At 58.1% G+C, this 18,263-nt stretch carries 15 protein-coding genes; 8 read left to right on the top strand and 7 right to left on the bottom strand.

Going from position 1 to position 18,263, the window contains the following annotated elements; genetic code table 11:
* A complete protein-coding gene (locus tag BLT65_RS26615) occupies window positions 1-1,626 on the bottom strand; it encodes an MFS transporter (protein ID WP_091782918.1) in 1,626 nt (541 codons plus the stop codon).
* A gap of 625 nt (window positions 1,627-2,251) precedes the next feature.
* Between BLT65_RS26615 and BLT65_RS26610 the strand changes: the two genes are divergently transcribed.
* The gene (locus BLT65_RS26610; protein WP_341865837.1) at window positions 2,252-2,392 is read left to right on the top strand and encodes a hypothetical protein; all 141 of its coding nucleotides are present in this window, start codon (window positions 2,252-2,254) and stop codon (window positions 2,390-2,392) included.
* Window positions 2,393-2,433: 41 nt separating this feature from the next.
* Here the strand turns inward: BLT65_RS26610 and BLT65_RS26605 are convergent, their stop codons facing one another.
* Window positions 2,434-2,625, bottom strand: a complete 192-nt coding sequence (locus BLT65_RS26605; protein WP_042309426.1) for a DUF2964 family protein — start codon at window positions 2,623-2,625, stop codon at window positions 2,434-2,436.
* Window positions 2,626-2,794: 169 nt separating this feature from the next.
* Between BLT65_RS26605 and BLT65_RS26600 the strand changes: the two genes are divergently transcribed.
* Window positions 2,795-3,754: a LysR family transcriptional regulator gene (locus tag BLT65_RS26600; protein WP_091782915.1), complete on the top strand. Its 960-nt coding sequence runs from the start codon at window positions 2,795-2,797 to the stop codon at window positions 3,752-3,754.
* An 8-nt stretch (window positions 3,755-3,762) separates the two neighbouring features.
* Here the strand turns inward: BLT65_RS26600 and mug are convergent, their stop codons facing one another.
* Together mug and BLT65_RS26590 are read right to left on the bottom strand one after the other, a co-directional pair.
* On the bottom strand, window positions 3,763-4,320 hold the full coding sequence (gene mug, locus BLT65_RS26595; RefSeq protein ID WP_091782912.1) for a G/U mismatch-specific DNA glycosylase: 558 nt from the start codon (window positions 4,318-4,320) through the stop codon (window positions 3,763-3,765).
* A 111-nt stretch (window positions 4,321-4,431) separates the two neighbouring features.
* Entirely contained in the window at window positions 4,432-5,427 is a 996-nt protein-coding gene (locus BLT65_RS26590; RefSeq protein ID WP_042309422.1) for a GlxA family transcriptional regulator, read from the bottom strand.
* 554 nt (window positions 5,428-5,981) lie between these two features.
* Between BLT65_RS26590 and ilvB the strand changes: the two genes are divergently transcribed.
* Window positions 5,982-7,847, top strand: a complete 1,866-nt coding sequence (ilvB, locus tag BLT65_RS26585) for a biosynthetic-type acetolactate synthase large subunit (RefSeq protein WP_208545805.1) — start codon at window positions 5,982-5,984, stop codon at window positions 7,845-7,847.
* 57 nt (window positions 7,848-7,904) lie between these two features.
* Here the strand turns inward: ilvB and BLT65_RS26580 are convergent, their stop codons facing one another.
* Entirely contained in the window at window positions 7,905-8,897 is a 993-nt protein-coding gene (locus BLT65_RS26580; RefSeq protein ID WP_091782909.1) for a hypothetical protein, read from the bottom strand.
* A 267-nt stretch (window positions 8,898-9,164) separates the two neighbouring features.
* On the opposite strand from BLT65_RS26580, the gene dxs reads away from it, so the two are divergent.
* The 5 genes from dxs to BLT65_RS26555 all read left to right on the top strand — a co-directional run bounded on the left by dxs (window position 9,165) and on the right by BLT65_RS26555 (window position 15,948).
* Window positions 9,165-10,946, top strand: a complete 1,782-nt coding sequence (dxs, locus tag BLT65_RS26575) for a 1-deoxy-D-xylulose-5-phosphate synthase (protein ID WP_091782906.1) — start codon at window positions 9,165-9,167, stop codon at window positions 10,944-10,946.
* A gap of 24 nt (window positions 10,947-10,970) precedes the next feature.
* On the top strand, window positions 10,971-11,309 hold the full coding sequence (locus tag BLT65_RS26570; protein ID WP_091782903.1) for an ArsR/SmtB family transcription factor: 339 nt from the start codon (window positions 10,971-10,973) through the stop codon (window positions 11,307-11,309).
* A 404-nt stretch (window positions 11,310-11,713) separates the two neighbouring features.
* Complete coding sequence (locus BLT65_RS26565; protein ID WP_091782901.1) at window positions 11,714-14,539, top strand: 2-oxoglutarate dehydrogenase E1 component; 2,826 nt, start codon at window positions 11,714-11,716, stop codon at window positions 14,537-14,539.
* A 111-nt stretch (window positions 14,540-14,650) separates the two neighbouring features.
* Window positions 14,651-15,550: a LysR family transcriptional regulator gene (locus tag BLT65_RS26560; protein ID WP_091782898.1), complete on the top strand. Its 900-nt coding sequence runs from the start codon at window positions 14,651-14,653 to the stop codon at window positions 15,548-15,550.
* 113 nt (window positions 15,551-15,663) lie between these two features.
* A complete protein-coding gene (locus BLT65_RS26555) occupies window positions 15,664-15,948 on the top strand; it encodes a GCG_CRPN prefix-to-repeats domain-containing protein (protein ID WP_081921056.1) in 285 nt (94 codons plus the stop codon).
* Here BLT65_RS26555 and BLT65_RS26550 read toward each other — a convergent pair.
* Together BLT65_RS26550 and BLT65_RS26545 are read right to left on the bottom strand one after the other, a co-directional pair.
* A complete protein-coding gene (locus BLT65_RS26550) occupies window positions 15,942-16,604 on the bottom strand; it encodes a hypothetical protein (RefSeq protein WP_143036557.1) in 663 nt (220 codons plus the stop codon). The genes BLT65_RS26555 and BLT65_RS26550 overlap by 7 nt on opposite strands.
* 332 nt (window positions 16,605-16,936) lie before the next feature.
* A complete protein-coding gene (locus BLT65_RS26545; RefSeq protein WP_174485064.1) occupies window positions 16,937-18,181 on the bottom strand; it encodes an MFS transporter in 1,245 nt (414 codons plus the stop codon).
* Between the last annotated feature and the right edge of the window lie 82 nt (window positions 18,182-18,263).

Raw genomic sequence — 18,263 nt, 5'->3', positions numbered from 1 at the left:
TTAGCGATTGGACGGCGGTGTCGTACACCACGGCGGATAGATGCGCACCGGAAGCACAGGTACGAGAAGCAGAACGGCAACGGCGATCACCGCCATCACGCGATAGAGGTCGGCGGAAGTGAGCACCACGGCCTGCTCGTGAATCCGATGCGCGAGTTCGCCGAGACCATGAGCAGCGTCGATGCTCTGACTGGCGATCAATGCGTTATTGCCCAGATGGTCGACCAGCATGCTCGAATGAAAATGCTCACGGGCCGTGCCCAGGCCTTCGATCAGCGCCGTTGCCGCAACGCCAGTGAATGCCTTGAGCGAGTTGAACATGGCGGAAGCGAAAGGGCCTTCCGTCGGCGGCAAGCCCGTTGTTACACCCATCAGGATGGCGACGATCACCATCGGCTGCGCCACGATCTGCAACGACTGGAGCCAGTAGAAGTTCTCGCGAACCCACTCGGAAGTCATGAAGCTTCCGAGAATGCACGTGGTCGCGACCAGTGACAGTCCCAAGGCCATGATCCACCGCGAATCGATCCGGCGCATGTTCAGCAGTGCGGCTGTCAAAGGAAGCGTAATCAGCAGCGGAATGGCAACCAGCAACGCCAGCGGTGCCGTTTGAAGCGGTCTATAGGTGTGGACCATCGCAAGGAATTGGGCGGGAATCACAGCGACACCGACCAGCAACATCACGGCGCCCACGAGCGTCGACAGACCATGCGAGAAGTTTCTGCGGTATAGCAACTGCAGCTTGAAGAACGGAACCGGCTGATACCACTCGTTGACGAGAAACGCGATGAAAAGAAGCGTTCCTCCGAACAGCATCACGCAGACAAACGTCGAATTCAGCCAGTCCAGCCGGTCGCCCTGCAACAGGCCCATGACGAGCATGGCAACACCCGGGCCGCCCGTGAACAATCCGACCCAGTTGAACGACCGGAACCTTTCGAGCTTGACGGCATCTTGCGGCAGGCCGTACTGGATCGCCACGCAGCTCAACAGTCCGAACGGCACGGTCTGCCAGAACGCCATCTTCCAGCTGACATACTCCGTCCACAACGCGGCGAGCGGCGTGCCAATCGTAGGTCCAAAGGTTGCTGTGAGCGCGTATCCCGCAAGCCCATACAGCTTGATTTTGGGCGGCAGATAGCGCAACGCCACGATGATCAGCATGGGCGGCAGACAGCCCCCAGCGACGCCCTGAAGCACGCGCAGCACGTAAAACGTGGACAGGTTCGGCGAAAACGGACAAAGGAAGGCAAACAACATCGAGGCCACCACCGCACCTATCGTGAACCGCTTCAAGGTGAAGGTGATGCCGAACCACGGTGCAAAGATCATCGTGGACACGTTGGCGGCTTCGAACAGGACCGTCAGCCAGCTCCCGTCGTCGTGTCCGATGGAGAGCGCGCCACGCACGTCGGTCATGGCAAGCGCGGTGACCTGTTCGTTGACGATTGCCAGTAGCGACGCGAGCAGCATTCCACTCAGACCAATGGCCAGGCGCTGCGACATCTCCGCTTGCGCGGGTGCCTGAGGCGCGGGCGTCGGCGCTTGCGCTGCAGGCAACGGGGCAGGAGACGACGCAACAACCGGGCCGGCCGTTTCAGTCGTCGAGGGATTGACACTCGTCATAGGGGTGCGCTCGGCAAATAGTCCTCAACAACGCATCGCATCTGGGATGGACCTTCAGACGATGGACGCTGACGGAGACCTCAGGTGTTCCAGGAGAAGACCTTTGCAATGACCTCTTGACCATTTACGTGGTTAATTCACCCGGAATTGCCGCGGTGAATTCACCGCGCGATGACCTGACTAATTCTAGGAGTTGAGTAGGGTTTCCAAAAGTCGCCGTATGTAACGTTTTAGGCCATTTGATTTTGAAATCTGGCCATGCCCGTTCTGTAAGGATTTTTTGGCGATCAAATGGAAATTGACTTTTTCCATTTGATCAATCCGGGCATATCGTCATAGGGTTGACGGGAATTGCCGCTGTTCGTCCCAGATGAAGGGTTTCAGGGCTGAGGTCACTGCATTTGCAGTAATCCGTAAAATAGATTCTGCGTAAACCAATCTGAATCTGAAACACATAGTTGTCTTATGTGCGTCGACGGAAATGTGGGTGCCGGATAGAATCAAATCAAGTCGAATAAATCCGACAGCCTGCAATTGATTAACCGTTATTGATTGGTGAGCGAAAATGAAATTCTCAGTTAAAGAAGCAATTCAGTCTGACGATATCTCCAGAATCCAGCGCGCGATGAAGAGCGTTGACGCGGATGCGCAAGTCGACGTCAATGTCGATGCGAATACGGTGAGCGTGGATTCCTGGCTGATGCCTGAAGAATTCTTCGTTGCGTTCCAGGACGAAGACTACAACGTGGCCATTCTTGAAGCATAGCCGCCGACGTGGCCGGTGCATTTTGCGACCGGCCATAGCTATCACGCGTCATCACTACGGGTCGACTTGAGCAACACGACCAGGCCCGCTATCACGATGACGACGGCCGCCGCCACATACGGGGCTATCTCTTCATCACCGGAGAGCAGTCCCTTAAATGCTGCAAGCGGGCCGCCCACTGCGACAAACACACCGATCTTCAACAGAGTCGATCTGAGCTTCAACCGAAACATTACCGCTCCCAATGTTAGGCGACTAGATCCATTGTCGGAGATGAACCCGGTCTCTTGAAGCGCGCATGTGCCAGGTTATGGGCCATTCAGTGCGCGAATTGCGCCACGCTGAACGTGACGCGGAAAATCGCATCTACAATCGCTTCGAGAATTGAAGTCGGGAATTACGATGGACAAATTTCGCGAGATGGAGGTGTTCGTCGCCATCGTTGATCGAGGCAGTTTTACCGGCGCGTCAGAGAAGCTCGGTATGTCGGCTCCCACGGTTTCAAGGGCGCTGAATTCGCTGGAAACACGCGTGGGCGCACAGCTGATTGCGCGGACGACCCGCTCGATCCGTCCCACAGACGCGGGAATGTTCTACCTCGAAGCGTGCCGCAGAGTACTCGATACCATCGCTGACGCGGAATCGAATATCGCCGCTGAGCAAAGCAAGCCTGTGGGCACGTTGACAGTCTCCGCACCGGTCTTGTTTGGGCAACGGTTCATAGCCCCGCTCATCAACGCCTACGCGAATATCTATCCGGACGTCAGCGTGAATGTCGTCTATGTCGACCGTACGACGCGGCTGATCGAGGAAGGGGTGGATATCGCGATTCGCATCGGTCATCTTGGCGATTCTTCAGTGTTCGCCGTGCCATTGGGCGCCGTGAGCCGCCGAACCTACGCAGCGCCGGCGTATCTCGACGCGCTCGGGGAGCCCGTTCATCCCAGGCAACTGAGTGACCATCACTGCGTGTCCTTTACGGGCGTGACGCATCCGCTCGAATGGCTGTTCTACGAAAACGGTTTGAGGCTGCCCGTTCGGGTTCGTCCGCGCATGATCGTCGATCTGGCGCCCGCGGCTGTCATGGCGGCCGTCGACCGAGTGGGGATAACGCAATTGCTTTCTTACCAGGCAGCGCCCGAAGTGCTCAGTGGAAGTCTGCAACGAATCCTGGCAGCGTTTGAGCCAGAGTCGATTCCGGTGAATCTGCTGCACGTCGAGCGAAAGGGCACGAGCATGAAGATTCGCTCTTTCGTCGAATTCGTGACTGAAACGTTACGCAGAAACGTACACCTTCAATTCGTCGATGCGCCGAAGATAGTGAACGCAGGCAGTGCAATCGCCGATCTGGCCGAACCGTAAAGCGTAGTTCATCTAGTGCGAGAGGATTCAATTGCGCAATGCACTGAATCAACTGCGAGACGAAGTTCTCGATACGCGGAAACCAGCGCATCCAGACTGAACGCGCGGTTCAGGCCGCTGGGATTGGGCAATACCCAGACACCTGCGCCGCCGAATGTGACCGACTGAAGCCCCCAATCGACGTCGCGTTTGCCGATCAATTCGGAGACCGCCATCTTGCCAAGGAAGGCAACATAGCGCGGCGCGTAGTGTGTGATCTTTCGCTCGAATTCAGGCGCAGCCGCCTTGATTTCCGATCGGGACAACTGCTCCGCCCGCGCTGTGGGGCGCGATACTGCCGTCGTCGAGCCGCACGCGTATTGCAGCAATGAACGGTCGTCTTCGGGGCGTAGTTGTTCGCGCGTAAAGCCCGCCAGATGAAGAACTCGCCAGAACCGATTTCCACGGCCCTCGAAGTGGTGACCTGTCGATGCCGCACTTAGCCCTGGATTGATCCCGCAAAACACCACCGATAAGCCTGTATCGAGAATATCCGGAAGACCTTGAAGCGATTCAGGGTGAGCCATGGAGATTGCAGGCCTTTCAATGACGATTCGTTAGACCCCACGTGTGAGACACGTGTCGGGTAAGACCCGCAGGAGTATGACGCAGCCCGCGAGCTTGAAGAACCACGCCGTTCATTCGGCGACCGCGTCAAGCTCCAACGGGTGTTCGTCCACTTCGCCACGAAAGCGCTGGCGATACTGTTTCGGCGTCACATTGAGCCGTCGGGCGAACGTCGTACGCATATGCGTGGCGCTGTGGAAGCCGCATTTGAACGCAACGGTCTTGAGCGGCGCATCCGTTTCTTCGAGCAGCTTTCTCGCCGTATCCACGCGGACCTGCTCGACAAATGCCGACGGCGTCACCTTTGCATATTTGGCGAACAGGCGCGAGAAGGTGCGTCGACTGACGGAAACAGCGCTGGCAAGTTGCTCGATCGAGAGCACGTCCGTAATGTGGTCCATCACGTAACGCTGCACCTTGCCGATGATGGGATCATCATCCTTGCGCACGCCGACGTAAGGGCTGTATTGCGACTGCCCACCTTCACGCTGGATATAAACGACCAGCCGTTTCGCGACGCGCACGGCCAGTTCATGCCCCCAGTCTTCTGCCACCAGTGACAGGCACAGATCGATTCCCGCGGTAACGCCCGCTGAAGTGAACAGGCGGCCGTCGCGAATGAAAATCCTGTCGGGCTGCACGCACGTTTGAGGAAAGTCGTCGGCGAGGCGGCCGGCATCGGCCCAATGGGTCGTCACGTCGCGGCTATCGAGCAGCCCGGCATGTGCGAGCAGGAACGCGCCATTGCAAACAGAGCCATACCGGGTCGCGCCGTTCGCCTGACGCCTCAACCAGTCGAGAAACTGGACCGGCGGACGAAAGTCGGGCAGCTGCGGTCCACCCGCTATCAGCAGCAGGTCACATTGCGTGTCGAAATCCGCATAGCCGAAGGGCACGGCGAGTTGCATCCCGTTGGATGCCGTTACCATGCCCGCTTCGAATCCTACGAAAGAGACCTGATATCGCTGATGCTCAGGCAGAAACGTGTTCGCTTCGGCGAACACGTCCAGTGGGCCTGCGACATCCAGGGCTTGCACACCATCAAATATGACAACGGCGACTTTCATTTCGTGACCTTCATTGACTGTAAGCACGCCCACGGCTAACCGTGTTGGACGCTCCACTACAACGCATCACGCAATGCCATGAAGCCTGGTAACGTGCAGTCGATTAGCTTATCGTAAGAATTCACCGTCACTGTGTCGTGATTAGAAAATCTCAAATGTATTTTTTCCGGAATGCCAGGTTTGCAGGTTGGTTTGCTATTTTTGTCAGTAACTGCAGAATCAGCTTTCCTTAATTTCCTGCTGCCGTCCGCTTGAATAGTGCGCCAGAAAGCCGGCGAAGGCGATGGCCGAAAACGGTCTCAGTTTGGCCCGTGAATGCGCCTGTTGGGCAATCCCTCGCGCGCAATGCTTGTCACAATGAAAGCGAAACCCCCTCGCAATTCTTCCGGTTGCACATCACAAAAGTGCTGGATGGGTTGGCTATGCACGGAGAACCCGTCAGGTCGAACGTCCGCAAGCTGGTGCTGAACATACGCTGTTCTCGAGTTGGAAGGGAGATTGGCCTTTGAATTGGGCGGCTGAAACGATCAGCGCCCGTTCCATTCGAGACAACCATGACCCGAAACCCAAACGTCGCTTCACAAGTCTTCCAGAAAGCAGAAAACGCCGGCGAGCCGATGTCGGGCGCCGACATCATCTTGCGCGTGCTCAGCGAACAGGGCGTCGATACCGTGTTCGGATACAGCGGCGGCGCGATCCTGCCGACGTACGACGCTGTTTTTCGCTTCAACGAACTGCACGAGAAAAATCCCGAGCGTCAGATCAAGCTCGTTGTTCCTGCCAATGAACAGGCGGCAGGGTTCATGGCCGCGGGTTATGCGCGTGCAAGCGGAAAAGTCGGCGTATTCATGGTCACGTCGGGTCCAGGGGCGACGAACGCCGTGACGCCGATCGCCGACTGCAACGGCGACTCGGTTCCCGTCGTCCTTATCTGCGGACAGGTGCCGCGTGCCGTGATCGGCACCGATGCCTTTCAGGAAGCGCCCGTATTCAACATCATGTCGGCGGTTGCGAAGCAGGTCTTTCTGGTTACCGATCCGACGAAGCTGGAGCAGACGCTGCGGACGGCATTTGAGATTGCGCGCACCGGTCGTCCTGGTCCCGTTGTCGTCGATGTGCCCAAGGACATCCAGAACTGGTTGGGAACGTACCAGGGGCACGGGACACTGCAATTTCGAGGCTACTCGGACCGTCTTCGAATGGTGGCAAAAGGCGCTGATCTCGGCGAGGACAAGCGCGATGAATTCTTCGATCTTCTCGCGCAGAGCAAGCGGCCGCTGTTGTATGTCGGCGGCGGCGTGATCGCAGCGGGCGCGACGGCAGAATTACGCCAGTTTTCCGAACGCTACAAAGTCCCCATTGTGACGACGCTGATGGGACTCGGCGCGATACCGGTGAAGCACGAACTGTCGCTGGGCATGCTGGGCATGCACGGCGCCGCGTGTGCGAATTACGCGGTCGAAGATTGCGATTTTCTGATCGCCGTCGGCGCCCGGTTCGATGATCGGGTCGCGGGTGGCCGGCCCGAAGCATTTGCGCCCCGCGCACGGTATGTCGCGCATATCGACATCGACGAGGCCGAGATTGGCAAGGTCAAGCGGGCGCACTGGACTCATATCGGCGATGCGAAGGACGCGCTTCTGTCGCTGATGGGTTACGGTCGTGATGTGCAAGCGCCCTCTGAGTGGCTCGAACACGTGCAGGACCTCAAGCGGGCCTACGGCATGAACTACGACAGGCATAGTCCGATGATTCAGCCGCAGTACGTCATCGAGCGGCTCAGCGAAATCACGGGCGGGCGCGCAATCATCAGCACAGGTGTGGGCCAGCATCAGATGTGGGCTGCGCAGTTCTTCGACTTCGTCGAGCCGCGAAACTTCCTGACGTCTGGGAGCATGGGGACGATGGGTTTCGGCTTGCCCGCAGCGATTGGCGCTCAATTCGCGCAACCGGATGCCCTCGTCATCGACATCGACGGCGACGGCAGTATCCGCATGAACGTGGGCGAACTCGAGACGGCAAGCACGTACGGCGTGCCAGTCAAAGTACTGCTGCTCAACAATCTCGGCGACGGAATGATCCGGCAGTGGCAGCATCTGTATTACGAAGGCCGTTTATGCGTCAGCGACAAGACGCTTCACCGCAAGGACTTCGTGATGGCGGCACAGGCCGACGGGTTTGGTTTTGCCTGTCGCGTCGATGCGATCAGCGAACTGGACGCGAAGCTCAAGGATTTCCTCGATTTCGACGGGCCTGCTTTCCTCGAGGTCATGATCGACCAGAACGCCGATGTCTATCCAATGGTTGGGCCAGGCCAGAGCTATTCGAATATGATCACCGGGCCGTTCATCCCTTCGCGGAATCGTCAAAAAGCGGGTGGGGAAGGTGCCGGGCGTCAGCAGGTTGCAGATATGTTCTAGCAGCGTGCTTGTGGTGTTGCTATGCGGGCCGTGCTCCGGCACGGCCCGCAATCCTCGCTACCACTGGAAGGACAGGTTTGTGGGCTCGGTGTCATCGTGGGCTTGTGAACGTTCGACGCGACTCAAATCGTAGCCGAGCATGAAGAGGGCGCCTTCAACGCGTCTGAAACCCTCGGGTCCGGAGCACCACATCGCACCAGATCTGCTGACGGCAGCGGAGAGAAGCCAGTTCGCCTGGATATTCACGCGCGCCCATTCCCGCGATCCTGCCGGTCCGCCGGAAAGTCGTGCGAACCTGTATGGCCCGCACGATGGATCGCGTGTATTTCTTTCTCCCTGGCCAGGCGCCCAACGAAATGCGAGGCTTTCCGGAACCGCACCAACCCGACATTCGGCTTCGATGCTTTCGAGGTATCTTCTGACGAGATAACAAAGCGCAGCGCCGACCCGGCTGTCGTAAATCACATGCGCGGGTAAGGCAAAAGAATAGTATTTGGTCCAACCGGAATTCATCTTTGACCAGTGCGTCGATGGATTCGGGTTACGGTTAAAAACAGAAAGATCCGGAGCATCAGACAACAATGCCTCGCGGCCATTGCGCAGCACCTGGATAAGCGACTGGCCCTGGCTCATCGCCCAGGACACGTTGCTTTCATTCGCGCGCGTCCCGCGTCCGAACCCCCATTCCATGACCTTCCGGCACGCGGCACGTGTCAACTCAAGCGCGAACTCGCTGTCTTCTTCGACGATCGCGGACTGTACGCACGAACGTACCTCATCGACCTCTTTTCTGTTTTCGTCGTAGAAGCGGTGGTTCCACCAGTAAAAGCGGAATAGCTGTTCAAGCGTCTCTGCCTCGACGACATAGAGGGACCTGGCCGCTTCTCGCTCGACCCTTCCGCGACATTGCATCTCGTAGTGACAGGGCAGCCTGTTTCTCGGAAACGCCGCCGAGAAATTGATTCGGGTGTGGCCGGACAGGACACTCGATAAATAGGCTATGAAACCGTCGACATGTTCGTCGTTCAGATACTCATTCCGGTGCTGCATACATGCGGTTAGTGGAAGTTGATGAAATATCGCGCGGCACCGCTGATTAGGTCACGAATCGACGTTGAGGTTGAACATTTTCTGTCGTCGATTCAGGCCAGATTGCTTCGAAATCGAGCCTCGTACGAGCGTGAGCACGCGCTTTCGAAACTTGTCCTGTGGTCGTTGAACAATGGCCAAAGATCACCGCGCCGAAACCTTAGTATTGGAGACGGCGGGCGTTGGGAAGACCCTGATTGCCCCGTTGAACATCAGGATTGGAATGTAATGAGTTTACTTGACAGCATCGATTCGCCATCAAGACTGCGGGGTCTTGGAGAAAGCGAACTCCAGCGTGTTGCGGACGAGATTCGCGAGTTTCTGCTTGAAAGCGTATCGGCGACGGGCGGCCACTTCGCGTCGAGTCTCGGCGTGGTCGAGCTGACTGTTGCACTTCACTATGCATTCGATACACCAAACGATCGTCTGGTATGGGACGTCGGTCACCAGAGCTATCCGCACAAGATTTTGACCGGCCGCAAAGCGGGAATGGCAAGCGTGCGCAAAGTGGGCGGAATGGCAGGCTTTCCCACGCGCGAAGAATCCCCCTACGATGCGTTCGGCGTGGGGCACGCGGGGACGTCGATATCGGCGGCCGTCGGCATGGCTTTGGCACTGCGCAATCGTGGCGCGCGCGCTGTGGCAATCATCGGGGACGGTGCGCTATCGGCGGGTATGGCGTACGAGGCGCTCAATCACGCAGGTTCCTGCAAGGCATTGCCGCTGACGATCATCCTGAACGACAACGGAATGTCGATTTCACCCGCCGTCGGCAGCCTGAACGATCATCTTCAATCGCTGACCGGGAAATGGCGCGACGAGGGATCTTCGCTATTCGAAGCGCTCGGTCTCGACTATATCGGACCCGTCGACGGACATGACATTCCAACACTGCTTGCCGTACTGCGAGACGCAAAGACTCGCGTGCGTCCGCATGTCATCCATGTCGTGACCCAGAAGGGACGCGGCTATGAACGCGCGGAACTCGATCCCGTTGCGTACCACGGGCCGGGCCCTTTCGATCTGGTCGATGGAGTGATTCAATCCGCAGGTGGCAAGCGCACTTATAGCCAGGTATTCGGCCAGTGGCTTTGCGATTCGGCGGCGAAGGATGATCGAATCATCGGTATCACGCCCGCGATGCGCGAAGGCTCCTGTCTGGTCGAATTCGAGCAGCGATATCCTGATCGCTACATCGACGTGGGTATTGCTGAACAGCACGCGGTGACTGTTGCCGCCGGCCTCGCGACAGAAGGAATGCGGCCAGTCGTCGCCATCTATTCAACCTTCCTTCAGCGCGGCTACGACCAGGTGATTCATGATGTCGCGTTGCAAGAGTTACCCGTTTTGTTCGCTGTCGATCGCGCCGGTATAGCGGGAGGCGACGGCGCAACTCACCTTGGCGCGTTCGATATCGCGGCGCTGCGTTGCATTCCCAACATGGTCGTGATGACACCGTCCGATGAGAGAGAGTGTTATCTGATGCTGAACACGGCGCTCGCCTATCCGGGTCCGTGCGCCGTCCGTTATCCCCGTGCGAAGACAGGTTCCGACGTTATCGGACACACGAACGAGATTCTTCCCTTTGGAAAGGGGATCATTCGCCGCTCAGCGGGTGAACATGGTGATCAACGCGTGGCGTTCCTGGCATTCGGGCCGCTGCTGTCGGTCGCAATGGAAGCGGCACAAGAAATCGACGCGACGGTGGTGGACATGCGTTTCGCCAAGCCACTGGATGAGGACTTGTTGCTGACAGTCGCAAGATCGCACGACGTGATCGTGACGATCGAAGAAGGCACGGTGACGGGCGGCGCGGGTGCCGCATGTGCCGAACATATCGCGGCTGAAGGGCTCGCGGTGCCCGTATTGCGTCTTGGACTCCCGGATGAATTCATCCGGCACGGCGACCGCTCCAGACTGCTTGAACTGAATGGTCTTGACGCGGCAGGAGTACTTGAGACGGTGCAGGTATTCGTGGGCCGCCACTTCGACCTCTTTGACGCCGTCTGAGGCATCGCACGGGATATGTCAGCAATGAGCACGAGCGAAACGACGATTGACTTCGATGCAGCCATCCGCGCGTTGGCGCATCCATTCCGCCGAAAAGTACTGCAGTGGCTGGCCAATCCGGACGCGTACTTTACGGAAGCTGAGTATTGCGCGTTTCGAGCTGTGTCGGCGGGCATGCTGCACGCTCGAAGCGGCTTGTCGCAGTCGACGGTGTCAGGCCATCTGTCCCAGCTCGAGCGGGCCGGCTTGATCAAAACGCAAAAGGTTGGGCAGTGGGTCTTCTTCTCGCGTAACGAAGACGCGATCCGTGAATTGGCCGAATGGCTTTGTGCCGATATTGCGCGGATCAGCGAGCGGGTCTAGATCAGCAAACTTCGGCCACACGCAACATCTCGTTTCCCCGCCGCAAGCGACCCTTCCAATACACGAAATTCTGGCCTCATAGACACGATGGCCAGAAACGAGCGGTGAATGTCCCCAGACCGTCGTACCTAAAGCGACGGTACCTATCCACGCAACCTAAACTGTTCTTATCAGCGGTCAAGAGACTACTGATCCTGGCAGGCACAGGGACCTTGCGGCAGGAGCCACGAGGTAATGCACAGTTGGACTCGGAACGGATGGCGCCAGATGCGTCCTCTTTTCGCGTCGGATTTTGTCTTCGTGTACCTGTGAAAGCGTTGGCTCGGCCAAGGCAGCAGCAGGTGCTGTCTGGCTCGGATTTGTGACAGATATCGGGTGCGAGCCCGACTGAGGACAGAATCACCATGATTACGCGGAATCGGAAGACCTCCTTCCTGTTTGGAGGCAATGCTCCATACGTCGAAGAGCAATACGAAACTTATCTTGCGGACCCGACCACGGTGTCGGAGGATTGGCGCGGCTATTTCGACGCGCTGCAGGACGTGCCGGCTGTCGATGGATCGGATACAGGTGACGTCGCGCATGGACCCGTCGTCTCGCGTTTCGTCGAACTGGCGAAGCAGACGCGCACGGCAGGGCGCTCGGAGAACGACGTACTGAGTTTCGCCCGCAAGCAGGTCGCCGTACAGGCATTGATTTCAGCCTATCGTATGGTTGGAACTCGCAATGCGCATCTGGATCCGCTGCGCTGGACCGCGCCGGTGCCAGTGCCTGAACTGAATTCAAGCTATTACGATCTGTCCCACGCGGACATGAACACGAAGTTCAGCATGTCGGGCGCTCATTTTACGGAGCAGGTTCAAACGCTTGGCGACCTGATGCAGGCGCTAAAAGAAACCTATTGCGGAACGCTGGGCGCCGAGTTCATGTATCTGGCTGATCCGGAACAGCGCAACTGGTGGTCCATGCGGCTCGAGTCGTCGCGTTCGAAAGCTGCACTCGATAACGGCGACAAACTGCACATTCTCGAACGTCTGACTGCTGCCGAAGGGCTGGAAAAATATCTGCACGCCCGCTATGTCGGACAAAAGCGTTTCTCGCTCGAGGGCGGAGAGTCGCTCATCGTGCTGCTGGACGAACTGGTGGCATACGGTGCGACGAAGGGCGTCAAAAGCTCGATTCTCGGCATGGCGCATCGCGGACGCCTGAACGTTCTCGTCAATATTGTTGGAAAGCCGCCGGCTGTGCTTTTCGACGAGTTCGAGGGAAAGACGGCGCACCTTCTTCCGGCCGGAGACGTGAAATATCACAAGGGCTTTACCGGCTTGCTTCCGACGGCAACCGGGCCTGCCGAAGTGACGCTGGCGTTCAATCCGTCGCACCTTGAAGTCGTCAACCCCGTTGTGCAAGGTATTGCTCGCGCGCGCGCCGAAGTATTGGGTCTGGGCGCGAGCGCGGTTCTGCCGGTGGAGATCCACGGCGACGCCGCGATTTCAGGCCAGGGCATCGTCATGGAGACGATGAACCTGTCGAACACGCGAGGCTACGGAACGGGCGGCACGATACATGTGGTGGTGAACAACCAGGTCGGCTTCACGACTTCCGACCCGAGAGACGTGCGGTCGTCGTTCTATTGCACCGACATTGCGAAGATGATCGAGGCGCCCGTGCTGCACGTGAACGGTGACGACCCGGAGGCTGTGATCGCCGCAACGCGTCTCGCCATCGACTTTCGCGCGACGTTCAACAAGAGTGTCGTGATCGAACTGGTTTGTTTCCGCCGCCACGGCCACCAGGAACAGGACACGCCCAACATCACGCAGCCGATGATGTATCGCTCCATTGCGGGTCACCCTGGCGTTCGTACGCTCTATGCAAGGAAACTGGTGGACCAGCAGATACTGACGGCGGAAGACGTGGAGAAGTATGTTCACGACTACCGTGAGCGTCTCGACACGGCACAATCCGTCGAAGAGAAAAAGCCGGCCGCTCAAAAGAACGAAGAAGAGAACTGGCCACAACTGCTCGATGGAAACGTTAGCCGTATTTATTACGCGCCGCCCTTGCTGGACCTCGTGCAAAAGCTCGCGCTGAAGATCACCAGTATTCCGGATCAGTACTCGTTGCATCCGCTTGTTGGAAGAGTGGTGTCTGCTCGTCGTGATATGGCAGAAGGCAAACGTCCGCTCGACTGGGGTATGGCGGAGCATATGGCCTTTGCGTCACTCCTTTCCGCAGGAATCGACGTGCGCCTGAGCGGTCAGGACAGCGAACGCGGTACGTTCAGCCATCGTCACGCAGTGCTGCACGATCAGAACCGTTCGAGCCGGGCAGAGGGCACTTATGTTCCGTTGGAGCATGTGTCGGATGATCAGGGGCGGTTTTCGGTCACCAACTCGGTGTTGTCCGAGGGGGCCGTTCTGGGATTCGAGTATGGATATTCGGTGGTTCGACAAAATGCGCTCGTGCTGTGGGAAGCGCAGTTCGGCGACTTCGCAAACGGGGCGCAGGTCGTGATCGACAACTTCCTGTCGGCGGGCGCTGCCAAGTGGGGACAACGTAGTGGCGTGACGATGTTGCTGCCGCATGGACAGGAAGGCGAAGGCCCGGAGCACGCGTCTGCGCGCCTCGAGCGCTATCTGCAACTTTGTGCGCAGGACAATATGCGCGTCTGCCAGCCCACCACGCCAGCGCAGATTTTCCATCTGCTGAGGATGCAGGCGGTGCTGCACGATCGCGTTCCCCTCATTGTGATGACGCCGAAGTCGCTTCTGCGCCACCCGGAGGCTGTCAGCAGTCTCGATGATCTCGCCAAAGGACGATTCAACGAGATCCTCGCCGAATCGCCGACGAAGGAAGCGGCGTCCAGGATCGACCGGGTCATCCTGTGTTCAGGCAAGGTCTATTACGAACTTTTCGAGCGTCGGCGCAAATCCGGAAAGGACAACATCGCTTTGATTCGCGTTGAGCAGTTGTATCCGTTCCCCGCGAAGCAGATCAGTTCGGAACTGGAGCGCTATCCGAATCTGAAGAGCGTGGTGTGGTGTCAGGAAGAGTCAAAGAACCAGGGTTCGTGGAATTTCGTCATGGAGCAGTTGCTGGAAATCGTGAAGGCACCTGCAACACTGCGTTATATCGGACCTGAGGCGACCGCGTCGACCGCGCCGGGCTACAAGTCGATGCACCTCGCGCGTCAGGAGAAGTACCTGCACGCGGCGATCGACGAATAAGACGGCGAAAGGGCGAATCGGGCACGATCACACTGATTCGCCTTGCCCGATAAGTGGACACGGCACTGCGGGTCAATTGTCGAAACATAAAAGGCGATACGCAAGCGTACGATGGATAAGATCTCTGCAATCAAGGCGTACGTGAAGGTGATCGAATCGAACAGCTTCACGGGGGCCGCCGAAGTACTGCATACGTCGACGGTCTATGTCACGCGTATGGTTCAGGCTCTGGAGTCGGATTTGGGCGTGAAGCTTCTGAACCGCACGACGCGGCGAAGCAAGCCGACCGATGCGGGCATTCGCTATTACGAACGTTGCGTGGCGCTTCTGCGAGACCTCGATGAAATGGACGCGGACGCGCAGGCATCGAAGGGAAGCAATAGCGGAAAGGTCCGTGTGAGCATGCCCTCACTGGTCGCGAAGTCCGTCGTGATCCCGCAGCTGCCGGATTTCTTCGCCAATAATCCCGACATTCAACTCGACATCAGCATTGCCGATCAACACCCCGATCTGATTGAAGATGGGCTTGACTGCGCGGTGCGCGTGGGACCGGTGAGCGAACTGGGACTGATCGCCAAGACGGTTGGTATCTACAAGACGCTGACCTACGCATCGCCCGACTATATTCGGGCGCATGGCGAGCCCGTTACATTGAGTGACCTCAGCGATCATATCGGCGTCAGTTATGCGATGAAGTCAGGGCGTATCAGAGGCTGGGAGTTCATCGACGGAGACGAGGTCCGTACCGTTCCACTGAAGAGCGCGATCCTCGTGAACGACGCCGATACCTATGTGGCGTGCGGGCTGGCGGGCCTCGGGCTGATACAGGGCGGCACCTTCATACTCGATGCCCACGTACGAGCGGGTCGGCTAAATATGGTGTTGCGAGACTATCCTTCGAATCCCCGGCCGGTTTCCGTTGTGTATATGCCTAACCGGACGAGGCCAAGGCGGGTCGACATTTTTATCGAGTGGTTAATGAAGTTGTATTCGACGCAGTTGGCTGAATGAGCGGAACAGCGTCGGTGGGTGTTGCACGATACACACTCATTCTTTGCTAAGAGTCGATCCGCACAATCGTTTCTGTCGGCAACAGAATTCAAACCACGCGACAGGAGCGAATCGTGAATCGCAAGCACATTGCATCAATCGCAGTAGCGGCAACGGCACTGGCATTGTCGATCGGCACTGCAGAAGCCGCGCAGGGCTGTGGGCCGGGAGGGTGGCGTAACGTCTGGGGCCAATGCCGCTATTCGGCACCTGTTGTCGTGCAATCGCCCGTGGTCTATGCGACACCCGCCGCACCCGTTTCGACCTATGCATGCCCGCCGGGATACTGGCTGGGGCCGTGGGGGCACTGCCGCGATACGCCGTATCACGGCCGGCTGCCGAATGGGATGTATCAATGAGGAGTCCGCGCGAGCCGCCGACGTCGCCGTACCTCGAAAGCGATTGCCAGCGACGTCTGGTCGGTTTGCGGACGGCTATCAGGGATCATTCGCCTGCGCCGTTCGGGCTTGTTTCGGAACCTTTTATCGACGTTCGTCACGCGCGGCAGCACGTTGTCGCGTCGGCGTTGCAAGACTGGATCGCGAAACACCCGGTAGATCACAAATGCCATCCAGAGCGCCAGCAGGGCGAAACTCCACCACCGCAGAAATATTCCCCATCCCCAAATGAGCGTCCCAAACGCCGACAGCGTTAGTCCACGCCTGGCAGCCAGGACGTCGCTGAGAACTTTACGGGCTTTGAATCCGGCGCCCTCGTTTGTGCGAGCTACAACCAGATCAGTCACGGTGTATGCAAAATAGTGGCGTGATGCCAATAGCAGGCCGATGATTGTCACTATCGATCCGGACCGTTCAAACAGACTCCAATGTGCTGAGGTTTGCGCAAGATAGGCGCAGATGACCGACGGACTAACCGCCAGCACAACCAGTGCGATGCTGCGGGCAATGTAACCCCACGGCGTCCGCAAGATTCCATTGTTAGGGGCGTTACTCCCGGCACGGTGGATAAGCTGTTTACTCAAAATGGACCCCTTCGAGTCGGTTGTGCCAGTCATCGACATTTATCTGATATGTCAGATAAATGAGTAAACAACATGTCACTTCTACAACTGCGCTGTTTGCCGGCAGGCCCGCTCAAGGGCACAAGTCGATCTCCGGTTGGTAGCGAGTCTGCGCATTCTCTCAGCGCGAGCGACGGGGGTCCAGATCGCTTCGGTTACAACACCTGTGACGCCTGAGAACATTTCGTGAAGCTAACAACCATCTGACAGCTTTGCGGCGCTATTGCTTGTTGAGTGCAACTTGCCCAGTGAACAGATAGTGTGCGCAACCCCGTAAAGGGTAGGCACACTATCTGTACAAAGAGCCGTTGGAGCTGACACTGAATTTATTGTCCTGTGGCAACCCGCGCGCGTGTGCTGCGCCCATTCGAGACCCACGCGACCGACAGTCCAGCTCCGAGCAGTGTCAGGCAGACAACGGGCACCAGCATCGGCGCACTGGCGTTACCCGCGAGCTTCCCGACGTAAGGCATCAGATTCTGCGCGAAGAAGCCGCCGAGATTCCCGATCGAATTGATCGCCGCAATGCTTGCGGCGGCGCGCGCGCCCGTAAAGAAGCGCGGCGGAAGCGACCAGAAACACGGGTAAAGCAGCGGGATACATGCGCCGCCAAGAACGAGTGCTGCGAAGCGCAGCGGCAGACCAGGCAAGACGAGACTCAGCGCGAAGCCGATCACGCCGACACCGGCCACCATCGCCATCGCCTTGAGCACCACGTCTTCGCGCTTGAGTCTGGCTGGCAACCAGAGCAGAAGCAGCGCGGCGAGCAACCACGGAATCATGTTCAGCAAGCCATTGAGCGAGTGCGAAACCCCGCCGCTCTTGAGCAGCGTCGGCATCCAGTAGGTCACGCCGTAGAGCGAGGTCGACATCAGCATGTAGCCGCACGCGAACATCAGAACGCGTTTGTCGATGAGGGCACGCCATGGGTGCTCGGATACAGCCTCGGTCGGTGCCTCGCGCCTGATTGCGGCGGTGATGAGGTTTTTCTCTTCGCTGGAGAGAAACCGCGCGCGCTCGATGGATTCCGGCAGGAAACGCAAGGCGATCAACGCGACGACGATGGCGGGTGCGCCCGTTGCGACGAATACCCATTGCCAGCCTGCAAGGCCGAGGCTGCCGTCGAACGACAGAAGCAGGCCGCCCGCGAGTGAGCCGAGCATGTTGGCCAGTGCGCTGCCAAGCGTGAAGAAGCCCAGCATGCGCGTGCGATGGCTCTGCGGGAACCACAACGTCAGATAAAAGATGACGCCAGGATAGAAGCCAGCCTCCGCCACACCCAACGCAAAGCGAAAGACATAGAACACGCCCATCGAATGCGTGAAAGCCATCGCGACCGTGATAGCGCCCCACGTCGCCATGATGCGTGCGAGCCACAAACGCGCGCCGAAGCGATGAAGCGCGAGCGTGCTCGGCACTTCGAACAGGAGGTAGCCGATGAAGAACAGTGACGCTCCCAATCCGTACGAGGCTTCGGACATTCCCAGCGCGCCGACCATCTGCAGCTTGGCGAAACCGACGTTTTGCCTGTCGATGAAGGCGATCAGGAACATGACAATCAACAGTGGCATCAACCGCCACGCGATCTTCTTCACGACGATCTGCTCGTCTGTCAGGGTTTGGGCCACAACCAGTCTCCAGTGAAAAATTCAT

The sequence above is a fragment of the Paraburkholderia steynii genome, assembly GCF_900100565.1.
GTDB classification, from domain to species: Bacteria; Pseudomonadota; Gammaproteobacteria; order Burkholderiales; family Burkholderiaceae; genus Paraburkholderia; species Paraburkholderia terrae.
Note: the sequence above shows the minus strand (reverse complement) of the source record. Positions and strands in the feature narration are given on the sequence as shown.

Bases quoted from the DNA above. Each gene is read 5' to 3' on its own strand.
- BLT65_RS26615 (WP_091782918.1), bottom strand. From the start codon at position 1,626: ATGACGAGTGTCAATCCCTCGACGACTGAAACGGCCGGCCCGGTTGTT.
- BLT65_RS26610 (WP_341865837.1), top strand. From the start codon at position 2,252: ATGAAGAGCGTTGACGCGGATGCGCAAGTCGACGTCAATGTCGATGCG.
- BLT65_RS26605 (WP_042309426.1), bottom strand. From the start codon at position 2,625: ATGTTTCGGTTGAAGCTCAGATCGACTCTGTTGAAGATCGGTGTGTTT.
- BLT65_RS26600 (WP_091782915.1), top strand. From the start codon at position 2,795: ATGGACAAATTTCGCGAGATGGAGGTGTTCGTCGCCATCGTTGATCGA.
- mug (WP_091782912.1), bottom strand. From the start codon at position 4,320: ATGGCTCACCCTGAATCGCTTCAAGGTCTTCCGGATATTCTCGATACA.
- BLT65_RS26590 (WP_042309422.1), bottom strand. From the start codon at position 5,427: ATGAAAGTCGCCGTTGTCATATTTGATGGTGTGCAAGCCCTGGATGTC.
- ilvB (WP_208545805.1), top strand. From the start codon at position 5,982: ATGACCCGAAACCCAAACGTCGCTTCACAAGTCTTCCAGAAAGCAGAA.
- BLT65_RS26580 (WP_091782909.1), bottom strand. From the start codon at position 8,897: ATGCAGCACCGGAATGAGTATCTGAACGACGAACATGTCGACGGTTTC.
- dxs (WP_091782906.1), top strand. From the start codon at position 9,165: ATGAGTTTACTTGACAGCATCGATTCGCCATCAAGACTGCGGGGTCTT.
- BLT65_RS26570 (WP_091782903.1), top strand. From the start codon at position 10,971: ATGAGCACGAGCGAAACGACGATTGACTTCGATGCAGCCATCCGCGCG.
- BLT65_RS26565 (WP_091782901.1), top strand. From the start codon at position 11,714: ATGATTACGCGGAATCGGAAGACCTCCTTCCTGTTTGGAGGCAATGCT.
- BLT65_RS26560 (WP_091782898.1), top strand. From the start codon at position 14,651: ATGGATAAGATCTCTGCAATCAAGGCGTACGTGAAGGTGATCGAATCG.
- BLT65_RS26550 (WP_143036557.1), bottom strand. From the start codon at position 16,604: ATGACTGGCACAACCGACTCGAAGGGGTCCATTTTGAGTAAACAGCTT.
- BLT65_RS26545 (WP_174485064.1), bottom strand. From the start codon at position 18,181: ATGCCACTGTTGATTGTCATGTTCCTGATCGCCTTCATCGACAGGCAA.